The sequence below is a fragment of the Dietzia sp. IBK-p2-15D genome, assembly GCF_057773105.1.
Window position 1 is genome coordinate 387,626 of record NZ_JBYMTK010000001.1, and the last position, 20,208, is coordinate 407,833.

18 protein-coding genes, 1 tRNA gene and 1 pseudogene are annotated in these 20,208 nt (G+C 73.5%); 9 read left to right on the top strand and 11 right to left on the bottom strand.

The window, feature by feature from the left end:
* Positions 1-33 precede the first annotated feature (33 nt).
* From AC3DEV_RS01865 to AC3DEV_RS01875, 3 genes are read right to left on the bottom strand one after another with little or no spacing between them, the layout of a single operon-like run.
* Positions 34-987 (bottom strand): 1,4-dihydroxy-2-naphthoate polyprenyltransferase, encoded by a 954-nt coding sequence (locus tag AC3DEV_RS01865; RefSeq protein WP_488371130.1) that lies wholly within the window; start codon positions 985-987, stop codon positions 34-36.
* Positions 984-2,219 (bottom strand): o-succinylbenzoate--CoA ligase, encoded by a 1,236-nt coding sequence (menE, locus tag AC3DEV_RS01870; RefSeq protein WP_488371131.1) that lies wholly within the window; start codon positions 2,217-2,219, stop codon positions 984-986. The genes AC3DEV_RS01865 and menE overlap by 4 nt, the downstream gene beginning before the upstream one ends.
* A 20-nt stretch (positions 2,220-2,239) precedes the next feature.
* Positions 2,240-3,226 (bottom strand): 1,4-dihydroxy-2-naphthoyl-CoA synthase, encoded by a 987-nt coding sequence (locus AC3DEV_RS01875; RefSeq protein WP_488371132.1) that lies wholly within the window; start codon positions 3,224-3,226, stop codon positions 2,240-2,242.
* 23 nt (positions 3,227-3,249) lie between these two features.
* Here AC3DEV_RS01875 and AC3DEV_RS01880 point away from each other — a divergent pair, with 23 nt between their 5' ends.
* A complete protein-coding gene (locus AC3DEV_RS01880) occupies positions 3,250-4,347 on the top strand; it encodes an o-succinylbenzoate synthase (protein ID WP_488371133.1) in 1,098 nt (365 codons plus the stop codon).
* Positions 4,348-4,566: 219 nt separating this feature from the next.
* Here AC3DEV_RS01880 and AC3DEV_RS01885 read toward each other — a convergent pair whose 3' ends face one another.
* On the bottom strand, positions 4,567-5,157 hold the full coding sequence (locus tag AC3DEV_RS01885; protein ID WP_488371134.1) for a flavin reductase family protein: 591 nt from the start codon (positions 5,155-5,157) through the stop codon (positions 4,567-4,569).
* A gap of 159 nt (positions 5,158-5,316) precedes the next feature.
* Here AC3DEV_RS01885 and AC3DEV_RS01890 point away from each other — a divergent pair, with 159 nt between their 5' ends.
* The gene (locus tag AC3DEV_RS01890) at positions 5,317-6,807 is read left to right on the top strand and encodes a WS/DGAT domain-containing protein (RefSeq protein WP_488371135.1); all 1,491 of its coding nucleotides are present in this window, start codon (positions 5,317-5,319) and stop codon (positions 6,805-6,807) included.
* 71 nt (positions 6,808-6,878) lie between these two features.
* Here AC3DEV_RS01890 and AC3DEV_RS01895 read toward each other — a convergent pair whose 3' ends face one another.
* Entirely contained in the window at positions 6,879-7,496 is a 618-nt protein-coding gene (locus AC3DEV_RS01895; protein ID WP_488371136.1) for a mycothiol transferase, read from the bottom strand.
* Positions 7,497-7,592: 96 nt separating this feature from the next.
* Positions 7,593-8,150: a DinB family protein gene (locus tag AC3DEV_RS01900; protein ID WP_396444321.1), complete on the bottom strand. Its 558-nt coding sequence runs from the start codon at positions 8,148-8,150 to the stop codon at positions 7,593-7,595.
* 107 nt (positions 8,151-8,257) lie between these two features.
* Here AC3DEV_RS01900 and AC3DEV_RS01905 point away from each other — a divergent pair, with 107 nt between their 5' ends.
* The 5 genes and pseudogenes from AC3DEV_RS01905 (at position 8,258) to AC3DEV_RS01925 (ending at position 13,621) form a co-directional block, all read left to right on the top strand.
* Positions 8,258-9,256, top strand: a complete 999-nt coding sequence (locus tag AC3DEV_RS01905) for a helix-turn-helix transcriptional regulator (RefSeq protein WP_120284184.1) — start codon at positions 8,258-8,260, stop codon at positions 9,254-9,256.
* A gap of 11 nt (positions 9,257-9,267) precedes the next feature.
* Positions 9,268-11,019 (top strand): 2-succinyl-5-enolpyruvyl-6-hydroxy-3-cyclohexene-1-carboxylic-acid synthase, encoded by a 1,752-nt coding sequence (gene menD, locus AC3DEV_RS01910; protein WP_488371137.1) that lies wholly within the window; start codon positions 9,268-9,270, stop codon positions 11,017-11,019.
* A complete protein-coding gene (locus tag AC3DEV_RS01915) occupies positions 11,016-11,501 on the top strand; it encodes a DUF3592 domain-containing protein (protein WP_132063057.1) in 486 nt (161 codons plus the stop codon). Before menD ends, AC3DEV_RS01915 begins: the two co-directional genes overlap by 4 nt.
* Before the next feature lie 37 nt (positions 11,502-11,538).
* A pseudogene (locus tag AC3DEV_RS01920) lies at positions 11,539-12,771 on the top strand (glycosyltransferase family 4 protein); the annotation flags it as partial.
* Positions 12,772-12,931: 160 nt separating this feature from the next.
* The gene (locus AC3DEV_RS01925; RefSeq protein WP_132063053.1) at positions 12,932-13,621 is read left to right on the top strand and encodes a demethylmenaquinone methyltransferase; all 690 of its coding nucleotides are present in this window, start codon (positions 12,932-12,934) and stop codon (positions 13,619-13,621) included.
* 69 nt (positions 13,622-13,690) lie between these two features.
* On the opposite strand, the gene AC3DEV_RS01930 is transcribed toward AC3DEV_RS01925, so the two are convergent.
* Positions 13,691-14,989 carry a geranylgeranyl reductase family protein gene (locus AC3DEV_RS01930; protein WP_488371138.1) on the bottom strand — a complete coding sequence of 433 codons (1,299 nt, stop codon included), beginning with the start codon at positions 14,987-14,989 and terminating at the stop codon, positions 13,691-13,693.
* Between the two features lie 157 nt (positions 14,990-15,146).
* On the opposite strand from AC3DEV_RS01930, the gene AC3DEV_RS01935 reads away from it, so the two are divergent.
* Positions 15,147-16,193, top strand: a complete 1,047-nt coding sequence (locus tag AC3DEV_RS01935) for a polyprenyl synthetase family protein (protein WP_132063049.1) — start codon at positions 15,147-15,149, stop codon at positions 16,191-16,193.
* Between the two features lie 284 nt (positions 16,194-16,477).
* Here the strand turns inward: AC3DEV_RS01935 and AC3DEV_RS01940 are convergent, their stop codons facing one another.
* The 4 genes from AC3DEV_RS01940 to AC3DEV_RS01955 all read right to left on the bottom strand — a co-directional run bounded on the left by AC3DEV_RS01940 (position 16,478) and on the right by AC3DEV_RS01955 (position 19,775).
* Entirely contained in the window at positions 16,478-17,605 is a 1,128-nt protein-coding gene (locus AC3DEV_RS01940; protein ID WP_488371236.1) for a sulfate/molybdate ABC transporter ATP-binding protein, read from the bottom strand.
* Between the two features lie 91 nt (positions 17,606-17,696).
* Positions 17,697-18,491, bottom strand: coding sequence for an ABC transporter permease (locus AC3DEV_RS01945; protein WP_488371139.1), 795 nt, complete (start codon positions 18,489-18,491; stop codon positions 17,697-17,699).
* Positions 18,488-19,270, bottom strand: a complete 783-nt coding sequence (gene modA, locus AC3DEV_RS01950) for a molybdate ABC transporter substrate-binding protein (protein WP_488371140.1) — start codon at positions 19,268-19,270, stop codon at positions 18,488-18,490. The genes AC3DEV_RS01945 and modA overlap by 4 nt, the downstream gene beginning before the upstream one ends.
* 10 nt (positions 19,271-19,280) lie before the next feature.
* Positions 19,281-19,775, bottom strand: coding sequence for a YajQ family cyclic di-GMP-binding protein (locus tag AC3DEV_RS01955; protein ID WP_067716850.1), 495 nt, complete (start codon positions 19,773-19,775; stop codon positions 19,281-19,283).
* A 193-nt stretch (positions 19,776-19,968) separates the two neighbouring features.
* On the opposite strand from AC3DEV_RS01955, the gene AC3DEV_RS01960 reads away from it, so the two are divergent.
* Positions 19,969-20,050 (top strand) — tRNA-Tyr (locus AC3DEV_RS01960).
* Positions 20,051-20,208: the final 158 nt, after the last annotated feature.

Here is a 20,208-nt window from a genome sequence, read left to right on the forward strand (position 1 = left end):
CGCGGACCGCCGGGGTGAACGCGCACCGCCGTGTCACAGCGAGGCGATCACGAACCCGGCGCTGACCAGCACGCTCCACGCGAGCATCGCTATCCCGGCCATCGTCAGCGCGGGGATGAGTCCGGCACCCGTCGCCCGTGCGCGCACCGGCGCGTTGGCCTTCCACGCCACCGGCAACGCCAGCAGCCCCAGCAGCGCCCAGGGCGTCGCCGGGATCAGGGCGAGCGTCGCCAGCAGCGGGACCAGCAGTTCCAGCACCGCGTGCAGGCCGCGGGTCCGCGAATCGCCCAGGCGCACGGCGAGCGTGATCTTGCCGGACTCGGCGTCCGAGGGGATGTCCCGCAGGTTGTTGGTGAGGTTCACCGCGCACGAGAAGCTCCCCACCGCCACGGCCGCCACCACCGCGTACCAGGTGATCGACCCGAGCTGCGTGAACTGCGTACCGATCACGGCGACCAGGCCGAAGAACACGAACACCGCGACCTCGCCGAACCCGCGGTACCCGTACGGGGTCCTGCCGCCCGTGTAGAACCAGGCCGCCAGGATGCAGGCCACCCCGACCAGGATCAGCCACGGTGCCGACGTCGCACTGAGCACCAGCCCGGCGAGCCCGCCCAGCCCGAGGAACCCGAACGCGGCGCGCTTGACCGTCGCCGGCCGGGCCAGTCCCGAGCCCACCAGTCGCAGCGGGCCCACGCGGTCGTCGTCGGTGCCGCGGATGCCGTCCGAGTAGTCGTTGGCGTAGTTGACCCCCACGATGAACGACCACGCCACCACGAGCGCCAGGAGCGCCTGCCACAGCACGAACCCGCCCGCGAGCGCCGCGGCCGCCGAGCCGACGAGCACCGGGGCGAACGCGTTGGGCCAGGTGCGGGGGCGGGCACCCTCGAGCCAGTGGGAGAGCGTGGCGCCCCCGGGCTCGGTGAGGGCGGCGTCGGTGGCGGGAGTGGTCTCGCGGTGGGTGACGGGATCGGTCTCGCGGCTCATGCCCCGATTGTCCCATCGATGACGCCCGCCGCGACGCCGCGTCGGTCCACCTTGCCGCCCGGCAGCGTCGGCAACGCCTCCAGCACGGCGACGACCGCCGGCGCCGAATGCGCCCCCAGCGACGCGGCCACGTGGGCGCGCAGGGCGTCCGGGGACGCGGGGGAGCGGAGCGTGACCGCCGCGACGGGCCTGGTCCCGAGCCGGTCGTCCGGGATCCCGACGACGACGACGTCGACCACCGCGGGATGAGTGCGGAGGGCATCCTCCACGGTCTGCGGGAGGAGCGTGAGCCCACCGACGCTCAACGCCTCGTCGAGCCTGCCGAGGATCCGGAGCCCGCCCCCGGGGTCGAGTCGCCCGGCGTCGTCGGTGCGGAACCATCCCGACCGGGCGAACGCGGGGTGATCCGGTGCGTTCCTGTACCCCGACGCGAGCTGCGGGCCGGCCAGCCAGACGCGGCCCTCGTCGTCGTCGACCTCCACCGACACCCCGGGGAGCGGGGCGCCGTCGTACACACATCCGCCCGCGGTCTCGCTCATGCCGTAGGTCCGGACCACCCGGATCCCGGCGTCGGCGGCGCGGGCGAGCAGTTCCGGTGCGGCCGCGGCCCCGCCGAGCAGGACCGCGTCGAGCTCGGCCAGTGCGGCGACGGCGTCGGGCGGGCCGTCGTCGAGGACCTTGGCCAGCTGACCCGGGACGAGCGAGGTGTACGCGCGCGGGCTGCCGCCCCCGGTCGCGGGCCCTCCGGTCCCGGTCCCGGTCCCGGTCCCGGCCCCCGCCCGGCACGCGGCCACCGCGTCGGGCAGGGCCGCGGGGTCGAACCCGCGGGTCACGTCCATCACGACCGGCTCGTGCCCGGCGCGCAGCGACCGCAGGATCACCTGCAGGCCGGCGATGTGATGCGCGGGCAGCGCGAGCAGCCACCGGCCGGGCCCGCCGAGGACGGTGTCGGTCGATTCGGCGGAGGCGGCGAGCGCGGCGGCGGAGAGCATCGCCCCCTTGGGCGTGCCCGTCGACCCGGACGTGCTCACCACCAGCGCGGTCCGGTCGTCGATCGGGTCACCGGGGCGTTGGCTGTCGGTGAGGATTCGGGTGCGCGCCGGGTCGTCGGCCGGCACCGGCAGCAGCGCCGGTCCGTGGTCGTCGAGCATCTGCGCCAGCGCGGGGAACACCTCGGCGACCGCCGGGCCACCGGGGACGGGCAGGGTGCGCAGTTCGCGGGTGGCGGCCATGGCCGGCAAGCCCCCGACCGTCAGTAGTAGTAGGGGTAGTGGTCCCAGTTGGGCTCGCGCTTCTCGAGGAACGCGTCCCGGCCCTCCACCGCCTCGTCGGTCATGTACGCGAGACGCGTGGCCTCGCCGGCGAACACCTGCTGGCCCATGAGTCCGTCGTCGGTGAGGTTGAACGCGAACTTGAGCATCCGCTGCGCCGTGGGGGACTTGCCGTTGATCTGCCGGGCCCACTCGATGGCGGTGTTCTCCAGCTCGGCGTGATCCACCACGCGGTTGACCGCGCCCATCTGGAACATCTCCTCGGCCGTGTACGCCTGGCCGAGGAAGAAGATCTCGCGCGCGAACTTCTGGCCCACCTGTTTGGCCAGGTAGGCACTGCCGTAGCCGGCGTCGAAGGACCCCACGTCGGCGTCGGTCTGCTTGAACCGGGCGTGCTCGCGGCTGGCCAAAGTGAGGTCGCTCACCACGTGGAGCGAGTGCCCGCCGCCGGCCGCCCACCCGTTGACCAGGCAGATCACGACCTTCGGCATGGTGCGGATGAGCCGCTGAACCTCGAGGATGTGCAGCCGTCCGCCCTCGGCCTTGACGCGCGCCTCGTCGACCTTGTCGGCCGTGGCGCCGGCGACGTCCGAGTCGTGCTCGGTCGAGTACTGGTAGCCCGAGCGGCCCCGGATCCGCTGGTCGCCGCCCGAGCAGAACGCCCAGCCGCCATCGCGCGAGCTGGGCCCGTTGCCGGTGAACAGGATGGTGCCGACGTCGGGGGAGCGGCGCGCGTGGTCGAAGACCCGGTACAGCTCGTCCACGGTGTGCGGGCGGAACGCGTTGCGCACGTCGGGCCGGTCGAACGCGATCCGCACGATCCCGTTGACCCGGCCCTCGCCCACGTGGCGGTGGTAGGTCAGGTCGGTCAGGTCCTCCCCGTTCCGGAAGCCCTCGACCTCCCGCCACTGCGACGGGTCGAACGGGTTTCCGGTGGCCTGGTCCTGCGGTGCGCTGCTCTCGGTCATGGGTTCGACGTTAGCGTGGAGCCATGACATCCGTACCGGGCCCCGAGTCGATCGACGATCTGCTCGCCCGCGTGCACGTGGTGGCACTGCCGATGCGGGTGCGGTTCCGCGGCATCACCGAACGTGAGGTCGCGCTGATCGAGGGCCCCGCCGGGTGGGGCGAGTTCGGCCCGTTCGGAGAGTACGACGATCTCGAGTCCGCCCACTGGCTGGCCTCCGCGCTGGAGATGGCGTGGCAGGGCCCGCCGCCGGCGCTGCGTTCCCGGGTCCCGGTCAACGCCACGGTCCCGGCGGTCGCGGCCGGGGACGTCGCGGCGATCCTCGACCGCTTCCCGGACTGTATGACGGTCAAGGTCAAGGTGGCCGAGTCCGGGCAGCAGCTCGTCGACGACGTCGCCCGCGTCGCCGCCGTCCTCCAGGCCCGACCCGGCGCGCGCGTGCGGGTGGACGCCAACGGGGCGTGGTCGGTCGCCGAGGCCGCCCACGCGATCCGGGTGCTGGACCAGGCGGTGCGCGCGGACGACGTCGCGCGGGCCCCCGGCACCGGCCCGGTCTCACTGGACGGGCCGGGCCTGGAGTACGCCGAGCAGCCCTGCGCCACCGTCGAGGAGCTGGTGCAATTGCGGGAGCGCCTGGCCGCCGACGGGGTGCACGTGGACGTCGCCGCCGACGAGTCCATCCGCCGCGCCTCTGACCCCCTGCGCGTCGTGCGGGCGGGCGGCGCCGACCGGGCGGTGGTCAAGGTCGCGCCGCTGGGCGGGCCGCGTTGCCTGCTCGCGGTGGCCGCAGAGCTCGGGGTGCCGGTCACCGTGTCCAGCGCCCTCGACTCGGCGGTGGGCGTCGCCGCGGGGGTCGCCGCGGCAGCCGCGATGCCCGGTGGTGCCGGGCGTGGCCGTCCCGGACCCGACGACGACGACAACGCGATTCCCGCCGCAGGTCTGGGCACCGGCGGGTTCTTCGTCGAGGACGTGGTCGAACCGGGCACGTTCGCCCTCGAGGACGGCTGTCTCCCGGTCCGCCCGGTGGCGCCGGACCCGGCAAGACTGGAGGGCCTGCGTGTGAGCGGTGAGGTCCGCGACTGGTGGCTGGACCGGATCCGCCGCTGCCACGAGCTCCTCTGAGCGGCCCCGCCGCAGCTGCCCCGCCGCTCCGCCGCAGCCGCCCCGCCGGCCCCGGCGCCTGCCCAGCCTCATCCCAGCTCCGAGCAATCTCCCACTGCAGCCGCGCGCAATCACTGCAGCCGCACGCGAAATATCCTGAGCGTGTGCAGGAGTTGCGCGCGGCTGCGTCGGGGCGCTCGAGGACGGTGGCGGGTTCGGTGCAGACGGGCTGGCCGCGCCCTACTTCCGCGGCCGGGGCAGTTCGCGCGTGCGCGGGGCGTATCCCCACTGGTGGCGGCCCAACCGAGACGGCGGCAGCAGTGATCCGAAGTCGGGCAGACCGTCGTCGGCGAGCATCTCGTCGTCGATGGTCACGCTCACCACGCGTCCGAGCAGCATTGCGCTGGTGCCCAGGTCGATCACGTCATGGCGCACGCACTCGAACGCGATCGGCGCCTCGGCGACCCGTGGCGGCGCGACGACGTCCGAGGGGTCGGCGGTCAGCCCCTGCATCTCGAACTCGTCGACCTCCGGGCCGACGGGCGCCGAGGTGGCGTTCATGACCTCCATCAGTGACTCGGTGCCGATGTTCACCACGAACTCGCCCGTGTCCACGACATTGCGATAGGTGTCCTTTCGCCCGATCGAGGTCACGGACAGGATCGCCGGGTCGGCGCAGGCGACGGTGAAGAACGAATACGGCGCGAGGTTGGGCACCCCGTCGGCCGAGATCGTCGACACCCACGCGATCGGGCGCGGTGTGATCGACGCGGTGAGCAGGGCGTACATGCCGTTGGCCGGGGGATCATCCGGGGTGTGAACGATGCGCATCCGCCCATTGTGCCGCCGTCTGCGTTGCCGTTTCGGTCATAGCCCGGTGGGGCATGTCGACGCTGCTCTAGCGTGGGGACGAATCGACGGGTGCAAGAGTGAGCGGTCGGCGGTGAGCGGTCGGCATTGACTGGTCGGCGAGCGAGAGGAGCCGGGGCTATGGCGGCGAACGACGGGATCCGGATCCCCCTGCGCGACCAGCTGTGGCTGCTCATGGACCGCCCGGACAACCTCATGTACATCAACTGTCTGGTGTGGTTCGCCGAGATCCCCGACTGGGATGAGGTCACCCGGGCCATCCAGACGCGGATGGTCGAGGCCCACCCGGTGTTCCACCGCGTCCCGGTCCGCCGGGGCCGCCGCTGGTACTGGGTCGACGACCCCGACTACGACATCTCGAACCACCTCGTGCGCAGCCGGCTTCCCGAGCCGGGCGGTCGCGCCGAGGCCGAGGCCTACATCGCCGAGCAGATGGCGGCGCAGTTGCCGAAGGGGCAACCGCTGTGGCGGGCCGAGTTCATCGAGGGCTACCACGGGCACGAGGGCGAGCAGGAGGGGGCGCTGATCCTGTTCCGCGTCCAGCACGGCGTCGTCGACGGGATCCGGCTCACCCAGCTCGTGCTGGGTCTGTGCGACCACGAGGACGACTCGTCCCTGCCCAGCGTCGGCCGGGATCTCGCGCCCTCCGGCGGCGGCATCCTCGGGGCGGTCACCGGCGCGGGTGCCGGACTGGCCAAGGACTCGTGGGGGATCGCCCGGGGCGTGACCGGCGCCACACTCCGGTTCCCGCTGACGCTGGCCCGCCTGGCGCGGGACGTCGCGGCCCCCGGCCGGTCACTGACGCGGGTCCCGACGCGCGTCGTGGAGTCGTTGACGGACAACATCAACGCGGAGAACCGGACCGCCAACACCTACCGGGGCGTCTTCCGTCTGCTGTTCGAGCCGCGATCCCCCGAACTGTCCTGGAGCGGAAAGGCGCACGCGGAGAAGAAGGTCTCCTGGATCGCGGGGCTCGACCTGGCGGCGGTCAAGCGGGTGGCGAAGGTGCACGACACGACCGTCACCACCGTGATGCTGGCCGCCGTGTCCAAGGCGCTCACCGAGTACCTCGACACCCAGGGCGACCGGCGGGTCTCCGACATCAATCTCATGGTGCCGATGGCGGTCTCCCCGGTCGGTGACGAGTTGCCGGAGGAACTGGGTAACCACATCACGCTCATCCTCATGAGACTCCCGTTGTGGGTCGACGACACCGACGAGCTCATCGAGGCGATCACCACGTCGATGACGCGGGTGCGCTATTCCCTCGAGCCGCACGTCAACTTCGCCACCATGCTCACTGTGGCCGTCACGCCCGGGCCGGTGGCGCACGCGGTGATCGACCTGTTCGCCAACAAGACCGTCGGCCAGCTGACCTCGGTGCCCGGGCCCGTCTCCACCGTCTCGCTGGCCGGCACGCCGGTGTCGGGGATGCTCGGGTGGGTGCCGATGAGCGGCGACCAGGCGTTGGGGATCTGCATCTTCAGCTACGACGGCACGGTCTCCGTGGGCATCGCCACCGACGCCGAACTCATCCCCGAACCGGGAGCGGTCGCCGGGATGATCGAGGGCCAGTTCACCACGTTCGACGGATGGTACGACGAGGGCTGAGCCCGGCGCCGGCCACCGAGGGCCGGCCACCCCGCCGCCGGCCACCCCGGCGCCGGTCACCACTCCGCCGGTCACCACTGCGGGGCCGGCACCTCCGGGTGCGCGGCGAACCAGGCTCCGATGTAGGACATGTCGATGCCCTGGTCCTCGGCGATCAACTCGTACATCGTCCGGCTGTCGATCGCCTCGCGCAGGATGTCGGCGTGTCCGGAGTGGCGGGCGATCTCGTTCAGCGCGTGCATCGCCGCCCAGCGTCCGTTGAACGACGGCTGGCCGGGCGGGAACCACGGCATCTCGGCGGGTACCGGCACCGGGGCGTCGAGGTCGCACGTCCGGAGGTTGTCGAGGGCGGCGGAGTGCCGCCGGTCGAATTCGGCGAGGATCTCCTCGGCGGTGGCGTCGGGGTCGACCCGGTTGACGGTCTCGGCCCAGGCGAACGCCTCCGGCAGCGACCGCCCGGTCGCGGGCGCGTCGGGCGCGGCGGCGGCGCGGGCCGTCCAGCTCTCGGCGACCTCGCCGATGTGCAGGATGAGCCAGCCCAGCGTCAGTTCGCTGGTGGACACGGGGCGGACGCGCAGCTGGTCTCCGGTGAGGCCGTGGACAATCGACCGGGCGTTGACGAGCGCGGCGTCGATCCATTCGAGCAGGTTCTCCCGCTCGGTGTCGCGGGTGGTGGGGAACAGGGGCATGACGACTCCTCTGGTAACGGGGTGCGGGTGTTCGGGGTCGGTGTCCGGTGGGCGGGCGTTCGGGGCGGGCCGTGGGCCGACGGCGGGGACGCCGGGTCAGCGGGTGTGGGCGTACAGGTCGCGGAGCAGGCACATCTCGGCGCCGTGGTGGATGACCTCACGGTTGATGTGCAGCACCAGGGCGGCCATGGAGTACTCGGCCCACGGGCCCTCGGCCTCGCCCACGGGGGCGGCCAGGGCCTCGGCGTCGAGCGCCCGCACGCCTTCCATCCAGCCCGCGTAGGTGCGATCGAGTTGGGCGAGTCCGCCCGCGGCGTCACCGGCGTAGGTGTGGGTCATGTAGTCGTGGGGCGGTCCGCCGAAGTGGGAGTGCCACCGGGCGCCGAGGACGCCGACGACGACGTGGCCGATCCGCCACGCGATGGTCGTCAGCGGGGCGGGCACCGGCTCCGGGAACTCGAAGTCGATGGTGTACTCGCCCTCGCCGCCCTGCATGGGCGCGGTGCCGGTCCCACGGGGTCGGACGTCCCAGGTGCGCTCGTCGGCGGCGGGGGAGAAGTGGTATTCATCGTCGGTCATGCCTTCCAGGCGAGGCCGCAGTTGGCCGTTCCAGTGGAAATCGAGCTGGTCGACGAGCTGGGCTGTCCAGTCGATGGGACGGGTCGTGGTGGTCACGGTGATCTCCTGACGGTGGTGGTGTCCGCCCAGCGTGTCAGCCCATCCGGACAGTATCGGTCCGCTGAGGGTGGGACACTGCTGGCATGACCGAGGACAGGATGCCCACCACCCAGCGCGTGCTGGGCCTGCTCGACCTGCTGCAGCGGCGATCGGTGTGGACGGGCGACGAGCTGGCGGCCGAGCTGGGGGTGACCACACGCTCGATCCGCCGTGACGTCGACCGGCTCCGTGACCTGGGGTATCCGGTGGAATCCGAGCGCGGCGCGGGTGGCGGGTACAGGTTGGGCTCGGGCCGGCGACTGCCGCCGCTGTTGCTCGACGACCGCGAGGCCGTGGCGGTGGCGATCGCCCTGCGGCTGGCCGCGGGCGGCGCCGTGGCGGGCGTCGGCGAACACGCGCTGCGCGCCCTGACCAAACTGGACCAGGTCATGCCCGGCCGGTTGCGCGAGCGGGTCGCCGACGTCACCGAGTCGATGGTCGCGGTCCCCGGCTCGGACACCCCGGTGGAGCCGGAGCTGCTCATCGACCTGGGCCACGCGGTCCGCGGCACCGAGCAGGTGCGACTGGAGTACCGCGACCGCGCGGGCCGCGACACCGAGCGTCGGGTGGAGCCGTACCGGATCGTCGTGCTGGGCCGGCGCTGGTACCTGCTGTCCTACGACCTCGACCGCGCGGACTGGCGCACCTTCCGCCTCGATCGCATCCGGGCCGTCCACCGCAGCCGCTGGCGCTTCACCCCCCGCCCCGACGTGCCCGATCCGGCCGCGCACGTGCAGCACGCGGTGACCGCGGCGCCGTACCAACACCTGGCCCGGGTGGTGGTGTTCGCACCCGCGGCGGAGGTGGTCGAGCAGTTCCCGCCCACCTACGGGACGGTCACCGAGCTGCGCGCCGAGGATCATCCGGACGGCCCGGCCTGCCGGCTGGAGACCGGGGCCGCCGACCTCGACGCGCTGGCCTGGTACCTCGCCAGGTTGCCGGGCCCGTTCGCCGTGGAGTCGCCGGACGGGCTGCGGGAGCGGCTGGCGGGGTTGGCCGGGCGGCTCGCGCATGCGGCCGACCCGGGCACGTCCCCCGACTAGGCTGTGGGGCGATGAACCCCACCGTGAGCAACCCGAGCACCGCGCAGGCCCGTGTCCTCGTCGACGAGTTGATCCGCCACGGGATCACCGACGTGGTCCTGTGCCCGGGATCGCGCAGCGCTCCGTTGGCCCTGGCGTTGGCCGCCGCCGAGCGGTCCGGCCGGCTCGCCCTGCACGTGCGGATCGACGAACGCGCCGCCGGGTTCACCGCGCTGGGGCTCGCGCTGGGGTCGAGGCGGCCGGTCCCCGTCGTCGTCACGTCCGGCACCGCGGTGGCCAACCTCCATCCGGCGATGGTGGAGGCGGCCCACTCGGGCGTGCCGATCCTCGCGCTCACGGCCAACCGGCCGCCCGAACTGCGCGGTACCGGCGCCAATCAGACCATCGACCAGGTGGGATTGTTCGGCCCGCACGCGCGCGCGGTCGTCGAGCTCGGCGCGGCCGGGGACCCCGAGTCCGAGCACCGGCACTGGCGCAGCGCGATCGGCCGTGCCCTCCTCACCGCCACCGCGGCGGCCGACCCGGGTCCGGTGCAGGTCGACATCGCGTTCCGCGAGCCGCTCGTGCCGGGCGAGGGCGACGAGGATTTCACTCTCGGGGGAGACGCACCGGGGTACGACGACGACGAGGTCGGCGGCGGCCCGGAGGCCGGTCGTCTGCCGGAGGGGCGTGCGGACGGTCGTCCGTGGGTGCAGCGAGCGGGGGCGGGGGTCGACTCGGCGCCCGCCGATTCGGCCGTGGCGGTGGATCTCACGCGGCCCACGTTGGTCGTCTCGGGGGTCGGGGCGGCACCGGTGTCGGGGCTGGTGGCGGTGCCGACGGTGGCCGAGCCCGGCGCCCCCGTCCCGCTGCACCCGGTGCACCCGCTGGCGATCCCGGCGCTGCGGCCCGAGCAGGTGGTGGTCACCGGCCGGCCGACGCTGCACCGCGCCGTCACGCGGTTGCTGGCGGACCCGGACGTCGACCTCGTGATCCTCGACGCCGGCCCGCGCTCGCCCAACCCCACCGGTAGCGCCGCCGAGCTCGCCGACTCCGTCCTCACCGGGTGGGGCGTGGACCCCGAATGGACCGAGACCACGGCCCGCGCCGACGCCCACGCCCGCGCCGCCGTGGACCGGCTGCTGGACCGGCATCTCGAGACCGGCGCGCCGACGGGACTGCACGTGGCGCGTGCCGTGGCCCGCGGCGTCCGGGCCGGGGACAACCTCGTGGTGGGTGCCTCCAATGCCGTGCGGGACCTGTCGTTCGTGGGCCCGCTCGACCCGGATGTGGCCATGTACGCCAACCGCGGGGCGTCGGGGATCGACGGCACGGTCTCCACCGCGATCGGGGTCGCGCTCTCGGCGCCGGGGCGGACCGTCGCGTTGCTGGGCGACCTGACCTTCCTGCACGACGTGTCCGGCCTGCTGCTCGGGCCGCGGGAGCGGCACCCCGACGACCTGACGATCGTCGTGGCCGACGACGACGGTGGTGGCATCTTCTCCCTGCTCGAACAGGGGGACCCCCGCCTGGCCGCCGACTTCGAGCGCGTCTTCGGCACCCCGCACGGCGCCGACCTGGGCGCCCTGTGCGCGGGCGCCGGGGTGCCCTTCACCGACACCGACCCGGCCGGGCTCGAGGCCCTGCTCGCGCAGCCCGTGTTCCCGCACGGGCATCGCGACGTCGTGCCCGAGGGCCTGCGGGTGGTGCGCGTCGCGACCGACCGGCAGGGATTGCGCGACCTCCACGCGGCCCTGCGCTCGGAAGCCGTGGCGGACGGGTGACCACGACGGCCCCGGTCTCGGCCCGGCAGATCCGTCGCGCTCGCCGTATCCGGTGGGGCGTGCGGGTGGTGGCCGTGACCGCGGGAGTGTTCTCGCTGCTCACGGCCGTGCTCCTCGTGCTGGCGTGCTTCATCAACGACCAGCGGATCGACCGGGACATGGGCAGCGCCACCGCCTTCGTCACCGAGGTCACCGATCGGCGGGCCGCCGTGGAGTTCGACGCCGGCGGCGGCCGGACCGTCCGACCGGTGACCGGCGTGTTCTACCCGACCGGGCTCGTCGAGGGGCAGCGGGTGCAGGTCGAGTTCCGGCGCGCGAATCCGGATCTGGTGCGGGTCTCGGGACGCAGCTGGACCGTCGCCGTCGTGCCCGCCCTGTCCGTGCCCGCGGTGGTCGTCCCGTTGGCGGCGCTCGCCTACGCCGCCGCGTCACCGAGGGTTCACCGGGCGGCACCACGAGTTCGACGCACCGTTTCTCGCTGATCACCGGCCCGTGTCCCGGCCCGGCGACAGTGGGGTCGTGCGCGTAGCCATCGTCACCGAATCGTTCCTGCCGAACGTCAACGGCGTCACCAACTCCGTCCTGCGCGTGCTGGAGTACGCGCGTCGGCATGGGCACGACTGTCTGGTGGTGGCCCCCTCCGGACAGGTCGGCTTCTGGCAGGGCGCCGCCGGTGCCGTCCGGGCGCACCCGCTGGTCAGCGCGGTCGCACCACTGCTCGGCGGGCCCGGGCCGGACGCCAGTGGCCCCGACCACCACCTGGGGTATCCCGTCCACCGGGTCACCGCGGTGAGGGTGCCGGTGGTGTCGTCGCTGCCGGTCGGCGCACCCAGCCCGAGCGTGTTCGGCGCCCTGCGCGACTTCGGCCCCGACGTGGTGCACCTGGCGTCGCCGTTCGTGCTCGGTGCCGCCGGTGCCGCCGCGGCCCGCGCCCTGGGCGTGCCCTCGGTGGCCGTCTACCAGACCGATGTCGCCGGGTTCGCCGACGCCTACGGGATCGGTGTCGTCGCCGACGCGGCCTGGACCTGGACCCGGGCCATCCACGCGAGCTGCGACCGCACCCTCGCCCCGTCGACCGCCGCGATGGAGGATCTCGCGGCCCACGGGATCCCGCGCCTGTACCGGTGGGGGCGGGGCGTCGACACCGAGCGCTTCTCACCCTCCCGGCGCAGTGCGGCCCTGCACGCGCTGTGGTCCCCGCAGGGGCGGCCCGTCGTGGGATTCGTCGGCAGGCTCGCCCCGGAGAAGCACGTCGAGCGCCTTCAGTCGCTGGCCGACCGGTCGGGCCCGGGGGGAGATCTCCACCTCGTCGTCGTCGGAGACGGCCCCGACCGCCCCGCACTCCAGGCCGCCATGCCCCACGCGATCTTCACCGGCGAACTCCACGGCGACCAGCTCGGGCAGGCCTACGCCACGATGGACGTGTTCTGCCACCCAGGTGAGTTCGAGACGTTCTGCCAGTCCATCCAGGAGGCGCAGGCGTCCGGCGTACCCGTCGTCGGCCCGGACCAGGGCGGGCCCCGCGACCTCGTGCAGGCCGGGGTCAACGGCGTCCTGCTCGACCCGCGCCGGTACGCCGCCGAGGTGTCGCCGGCCGTGGACGCGGTGCTCGCCGACCACGAGCGACTGGCCGCCGGCGCGCGCGCCACCGTCCTCGGTCGCACCTGGGACGCGGTCTGCGCCCAACTCTTCGACCACTACGCGGCGGCGGGCGCCCGGTCCGATTCGGGCAGGGTCGGCATGGGCAGGGGTGGCATGGGCAGGGTCGGCGTGGGCAGGAGTGGCATGGGCAGGAGTGGCGCGCGCACGATCGGGGTCGACCGGACCAACGCGGGTGGTGTGGGCGGGAGCCGAGCCCCACGTGTGGTGGCCTGATCGGCCGCGTCCACCCGGGACGGGTAGCGTCGACGGCGTGTCCCGCGCCAATCTCGACAAGCAGCCCCGCGACGTCGCGTCGATGTTCGACGGTGTCGCCAAGCGCTACGACCTGACCAACACCATCCTCTCCGGGGGAATGGACCACGTGTGGCGGCGGCGGGCCCGCTCGCTGCTCGCGCCGCGGCCCGGGGAGCGGATCCTCGACCTGGCCGCCGGCACCGCCGTGTCGACCGTCGAGCTCGCCAAGTCCGGCGCGTGGTGCGTGGCCGCGGACTTCTCGCTGGGGATGCTGCGGGCGGGCTCCGGCCGGGACGTGCCCAAGGTCGCGGGCGACGCCATGAAGCTGCCGTTCGCCGATGACTCCTTCGACGCCGCCACCATCAGCTTCGGGCTGCGCAACGTGCAGGACACCGCTGCCGGACTGCGGGAGATGGCCCGCGTCGTCAGGCCCGGAGGGAGGCTGGCCGTGGTGGAGTTCTCCACGCCCGTGTTCCCGCCCTTCCGCGCGCTGTACATGAACTACCTCATGCGGGCGCTGCCGAAGATCGCCACCAGCGTCTCGTCCAACCCGGACGCGTACGTCTACCTCGCCGAGTCCATCCGCGACTGGCCGGACCAGCAGGCACTGCTCGAGATCATCGAGGCCAGCGGCTGGGAGCGCTGCAGCGTCACCAACCTCACCGGCGGCATCGCGGCGATCCACCTGGCGCGCCGCCCCGCCTGACCCCGACGTGGCCTGACCCGACCGCCGCCGCGCCCGCACCCGCCGCCGAGGCGGAGGCCCGGGGCCAGCTCAGTCCGCGAAGAGGGGCCGGCGGTCCAGCCTGCGGGCGATCGACCCCGCCGCCCGCCAGCCGCGGGCCACCACATCGCGGTCCGAATCGGCGACCGTGTTGGACATGCACCGCACCGCGGCGGTCATCAGCGCCTGCGAACGCATCCCGATCGGCCCCGCCAGCGGCAGGAACTTCGGATAGGTGAGCAGGCGCGCGGCGTCCCGGGCGATCGCGAACGACTCGCCGTAGGTCTCGCGGAGTACCGCGGGCCACGCATGCGTCAGGTCACCGGCGGTGGTCCGCGCGTGCGAACCGGCCGCGCCCGCTCTCCGGCCCGGGGCCCCTCGGCCGCCGCCCGCTCCCGCCACGATCAGCTCGGCGAGCAGGCGGCCGCCCTCGAGCGCGTAGTCGATCCCCTCGCCGTTGAGCGGGTTCACGCAGGCCGCGGCGTCGCCGACCGCCGCCCAGTTGGGACCGGCCACCGTCGAGACCGCCCCGCCCATCGGTAACAGCGCGGATGTTACCGCCCGCGGCTCGCCGGCCAGGGCCCAGTCGCCGCGGACGCTACGGGCGTAGTGCTGCAGTAGTTCCTTGACCGCGACGTTCGCCGGCCGCGCCGAGGTCGCCAGCGCACCCACCCCGAGGTTGACCTCGCCGTCGCCGAGCGGGAACACCCAGCCGTAGCCGGGCTGGATGGCGCCCGCCTCGTCGCGGAGCTCGAGATCGGAGCCGATCCACGGATGATCATGACGCCCGGACCGGACGTAGGATCGCGCGGCCACGGCATACACCGTGTCGCGATGCCAGGTCCGGCCGAGCAGTCGGCCCACCGGCGACCGCACGCCATCGGCCACCACGAGGGTTCGGCACTCCACGCGACCGCCCTCGGTCCGGACAGCGGTCACCTCGCCGTCGTCGCCCCTCTCCACGCCGGTCACGCGCACGCCGCCATGCACCACGGCGCCCGCGTCCACGGCCGCCTGCCGGAGCCGGTCATCGAACACCGTCCGTCGCACCGCCGACCCGGTCCCACCGTGCTCTCCGGCCGGCCACGGCACCTGGCGGGAGTGGCCGAAGCCCCGCAACTCGAGCCCGCGGATGGTGATGCGGTCCCGCGCCCACCCGCCGAGACCCAGCCGGTCGACCTCCAGCATCGCCCGCGGCGTGAGCCCGTCGCCGCAGGTCTTGTCGCGCGGGAACCGTGCCGCGTCGAGCACCGTGACCTCGCGACCGGCACGCGCCAACCACGTGGCGGTCGCCGAACCAGCGGGGCCGCAGCCCACCACGAGGACGTCCGTCGACGCGGGAAGACGCATACCTGACTCCATGTGCTCCATGGTGGCAGGTCGACGGGGGCGGCGGTCGCCGGGACCTCGGGCGGGGTGGGGTGCCACCGCCCGCGACGCGGGACCGTAGTCTGTCGGGAAGGGCGGGCCACGCCGACCCTTCACCAGGCGACGAGGACGAGTGGGGATGTCGAGCGATTCAGTGACCGGCACCGCGGAGACGGCGACCGACCACACGGTGGCGGGCGTGGACGTCGGCGACGCCGACCTCGCAGCCGACCTGCGCGAACGGCTCGACGAGGTCGAGAAGCTGCTCGTCAGCCGACTCCAGACCGGCGAGGACTTCCTCTCCGAGGTCGCACTGCACCTCGTCACCGCCGGCGGCAAGCGGTTCCGGCCCGTCGTCACCCTTCTCTCGGGCTCGCTGGGCCCCGCGCCCGACCGCGAGCGGCTCGTCAAGGCCGCCGTGGTGTGCGAGATGATCCACCTGGCCACGCTGTACCACGACGACGTCATGGACGAGGCCGCCATGCGCCGCGGTGTCGAGTCGGCCAACAGCCGCTGGGACAACTCCACCGCGATCCTCGCCGGCGACTTCCTCTTCGCCCACTCCTCGATGCTCCTGGCCGACCTCGGACCCGAGGCCGTGCAGCTCATCGCCCAGACGTTCGCCGAGCTGGTCACCGGGCAGATGCGCGAGACCGTCGGCCCGGGCGTCGGCGGTCGTGACGAGGGTGCCGCCGAGCACTACCTGCGGGTGATCTGGGAGAAGACCGGCTCGCTCATCGCCGCGGCCGCCCAGTTCGGCGGCGAGTACTCGGGGGCGACCGCCGAGCAGATCGGCAGCCTGCGCCGCCTCGGTGACGCCGTGGGGATCGCGTTCCAGATCGCCGACGACATCATCGACATCGCCTCGCCGTCCACCGAGTCGGGCAAGACGCCCGGTACGGACTTGCGCGAGGGCGTCCACACCCTGCCGATGATCTACGCCATGGAGGCCGGCTCCTCGGACAGTGCACGCCTGCGCGAGCTGCTCGCCGAGCCGCTCACCGATGACGCGGAGGTGGCGGAAGCCCTCGAGTTGCTGCGCGCGTCCGACGGTATGCGGCGCGCGCGGGCCACGCTCGAGAAGTACGTCGATGACGCCATGACCGAGCTCGACGTGCTGCCCGCCGGCCCGGCCAACGAGGCGCTGCGTCGGCTCGTGCGTTTCACCGTCGACCGCGTCGGCTGACCTTCCCCCAACGACCCGGCAGCCGCTCCCGGGCCTGGCGTCTCGCTCCCGCACGGCCCGGCAGCCGCTCCCGCGCCTGGCGTCTCGCTCCCGCGCCTGCCAGTCCCCATCACAGCCGCTCGCTGCCATGGCGTCTGGCGTGCTCATCGGTGACGGCGAGACGCCGTCGCGAGGAGCGGCTGTGGCCGAGGGGCGGCTGTGGCCGAGGGGCGGCTGTGGCCGAGGGGCGGCTGTGGCCGAGGGCAGACAGCGGGTCAGCGGCGCGGGATTCAGTGACGCCGGGGTCAGCGGCGCGGGTACAGCGCGACCTGCGCGGCCTTGACCACGAGGATCACGGGCGAACCCGGGGCCAGCGCGAGTTCGGCGGCCGAGCGGCTGGTGATCTCGGCATCGACGCGCTGACCGTCCCGTAGCTCGGCCGTCACCCGCGTCAACGCCCCCGCGGGGACGAGCGAGACCACCCGCGCGGGCCAGGAGTTCCGCGGGCTCGTCGCAGGCGCGTGCGCGGATGGCTGCGTGGGGCTCGTGGGAGCCGGAGCCGAAGTCGGGGCCTGAGTGAAGCCGGTGGGTGCGGGGTCGGTGTGGACGGCCACCGCCCGCGGGTCGACGGTCGCCACCGCCCGCGCCCCCGGCCGCCATCCCGCCGCCGCGCTCGTGCGGACCCCCGAGACGAGGTCGCCGCCGGGGGTGCGCAGGTCGTCGTCGTCGACGATCCCCTCCACCAGTGAGACGCCGGCCAGGCGCGCGGCGAAGTCGCACGCGGGGCGGGCCAGGACCTCCTCGACCGTGCCGGACTGGGTGACGCGGCCGGAGGCGACGACGACGACATCGTCGGCCAACGCCCAGAGGTCCAGCGGATCATGGGTCACCAGGACCACGGCCCGTCCGGTGAGCCGATCAGCGAGGAGACGCCGGATCGCGGGGGCGACCTCCACGTCGAGGGCGGCCAGGGGCTCATCGAGCAGGACGAGCTCCGGATCCACGGCGAGGGCCCGGGCCAGAGCGACGCGCTGCGCCTGTCCGCCGGACAACTCGTGCGGCCTGCGGTCGGCGAGGTCGCCGCACCCCACGGCCTCGAGCTCGGTGCGGGCACGGTCGAGCGCGGCCCGCCTGCGGACGCCGCGGGCGCGTGGGCCGTACGCGACGTTGTCCACGGCCGACAGGTGGGGCAGCAGCCCGGGACGCTGCTCGAGCGACACCACGCGGCGGCGGTGGGCGGGCAGGTGGGTGCGGGGCGAGCCGACGACGCGGCCGTGGAGCCGGACCTCGCCCGAGTCGGGCCGCAGGTGCCCGGCGAGCAGCGACAGCGCCGTGGACTTGCCCGCGCCGTTGGGTCCGACGATCGCGAGTCGTCGGCCCGCGGGGACGCTGACGTGGAGGTCGACGTCGCGGGCGGCGACCCGGCAGTCCAGCTCGGCGGCGGGATGCGACGCGGCGGGACGCGACGCTGCGGGATGCGACGCTGCGGGATGCGACGCGGCGGGACGCGACGCGTCGCGGTGGTCAGCCACGGCCCACCACCGCCCTGCGGGCGACGAGCGCGGAGATCGCCATGAGCGCGGCGGCCACCGCGATGAGCACCACGGCCAGGGCGAGGGCGGTCTCGGTGTCCGCCTCCCGGCTGAGGTAGATCTCCAGCGGCAGGGTGCGCGTGGTGCCCTGCAGGGAACCGGCGAAGGTCAGGGTGGCGCCGAACTCCCCGAGAGCGCGGGCGAACGACATGGTCGCGCCGGCGACGAGGGCCGGCAGGACCAGCGGCAACGTCACGGTCGTCAGGACCCGGGTCGGGGAGGCGCCCAGTGAGGCGGCGGTCCGCTCGAGGCCGGAGTCCACCGAGCGCAGTGCGCCCTCGAGCGCCACCACCAGGAACGGCATCGCCACGAACGTCTGCGCGATCACCACGGCCGCGGTCGTGAACCCGATCTCGATGCCCAGCACGGACAGGTGCTGTCCCACGACGCCGGTGCGCCCGAGCGTGATGAGCAGGGCCAGGCCGGCCACGACCGGGGGAAGGACCATGGGCAGCGCGGTGACCGTCCGGGCCAGTGCCGCCAGCGGCCCACTGCTGCGGGACAGCACCACCGCCAGCGGGGTGCCGAGCAGGATGCACAGGACAGTGGAGAGCGCGCACGTCCGCAGGCTCAGCAGCAGGGCGTCGCGGGCGGCCTCCGAGGCGAGGAGTTCGGGAACCCGCGCCCACGGGACGCGCGCGGCGAGGCCTGCCAGGGGCAGGGCCGCCAGCAGGACGGCGAGCACCGCGGCCGCGAGCAGCCAGCGGGGGAGCGGGGGCCGGGTCATGGCGGGCCGAAACCGTACTCGGCGAGGACCGCGCGACCCTCGGGGCCGGTGACGGCCCCGACGAACCGCCGGGCCATCTCGGCATCCGCGGCGCGGTCGAGAACGGCCACCGGGTAGACGTTCGGCACCGCGTCGGCACCGGCGATCGGGACCCGCTCGACACGGTCGGCGACGGCGCGGGCGTCGGTGGCGTAGACGATCCCCGCGTCTGCCTCGCCGGAGGTGACCTTGCCGCGCACGTCGGTGACGGTGGACTCCTCGCTCACCGGGGCCAGGTCGATCCCCGCGGCGTCCGCCAGCGTGCGGGCCGCCGCACCACACGGCACGACGGCCGCGCACACCACGAGTCGTGCGCCGTCCAGCGAGTCGTCGAGACCCGTGATCCCCGCCGGATTGCCGGGCGGGGTGATGAGGGTGAGCACGTTGGTGGCCAGCGGCGTCGGCTCGCCGGCGACCAGCCCCTCGGCGACGGCGCGGTCCATCGTCCGGACATCGGCGGAGGCGAACACGTCCACCGGGGCGCCGCCGGCCAGCTGGTCCACCAGGCCGGAGGAGCCGTCGAAACCCAGCCGGATCGACACCCCGGGATGCGCGGCCTCGAAGTCCTCGGCGATCTCGGTGAACGCCCCGCTGAGCGACGCGGCGGCGAAGACGGTCAGCTGCTGCGCGCCCTCGTCGTCGTCGCTCCCGGACGCGCACCCCACCAGCGTGGACAGGCCCACGGCGGCGACCACCGAGGCGGTGCGGAGCCGACGCCCAGCGCCGATGCGGAACGGCACCGTCGGCGGGTCAGCGGTAGTTGGTGAACTGCAGCGCGACCTCGAAGTCGGCACCCTTGAGCAGCGAGATGCACTCCTGCAGGTCGTCGCGCTTCTTGGACGACACACGGATCTCCTCGCCCTGGATCTGCGCCTTGACGCCCTTGGGGCCCTCGTCGCGCAGCAGCTTGGTGATCTTCTTGGCGTTCTCCTTGTCGATGCCCTGCTTGAGCGAGCCGACCAGACGGAACGACTTGCCCGACGGCATCGGGTCGCCCACCTCGAGCGCCTTCATGCTCAGCCCGCGGCGCACCAACTTCTCCACGAAGACGTCCTTGGCGGCCAGCACACGGTCCTCGGAGTTCGCGACGATCTCCACCGCGTCCTCGCCCTTCCACTCGATGCTCGCGTCGGTCCCGCGGAAGTCGTAGCGGGTGCCCAGCTCCTTGGCGGCCTGGTTCAGGGCGTTGTCCACCTCCTGGCGGTCGAACTCCGAGACGATGTCGAACGAGGACTCCGAGGCCATGGACGTACTCCTGTCGTTGGGGGATGTCCCGGCCAGGCTACCCGCCACGGCCGGGGCCCGAGGCGGCCACGGCCAGGGCTCGAGGCGGCCTCGGGCGGGCCCGGGAGGCCGCCGCCGCACCACCCCTGAGCACCCCGATTTGGCACCAGGGGTCACAGCCGTTGTATCGTGTCGTAGCGCCCTTGAGGTGCACGCCAGATTGCCCGAGCGGCCAAAGGGAGCGGATTGTAAATCCGTCGGCTTAGCCTACGTTGGTTCGAATCCATCATCTGGCACGCGAGACCCCTGCCACAAGCGGGGGTCTTCGTGCATTTCGGGACTTGTCGCCCGGGAATCCGTGAAAATGTGAACACGCGCGGTCCCCAGTGTCACGACCCCACGACCTGTCACGCCGCGTCTCGTCGAGAAGAATCGAGGTGAGACGTATCCACGA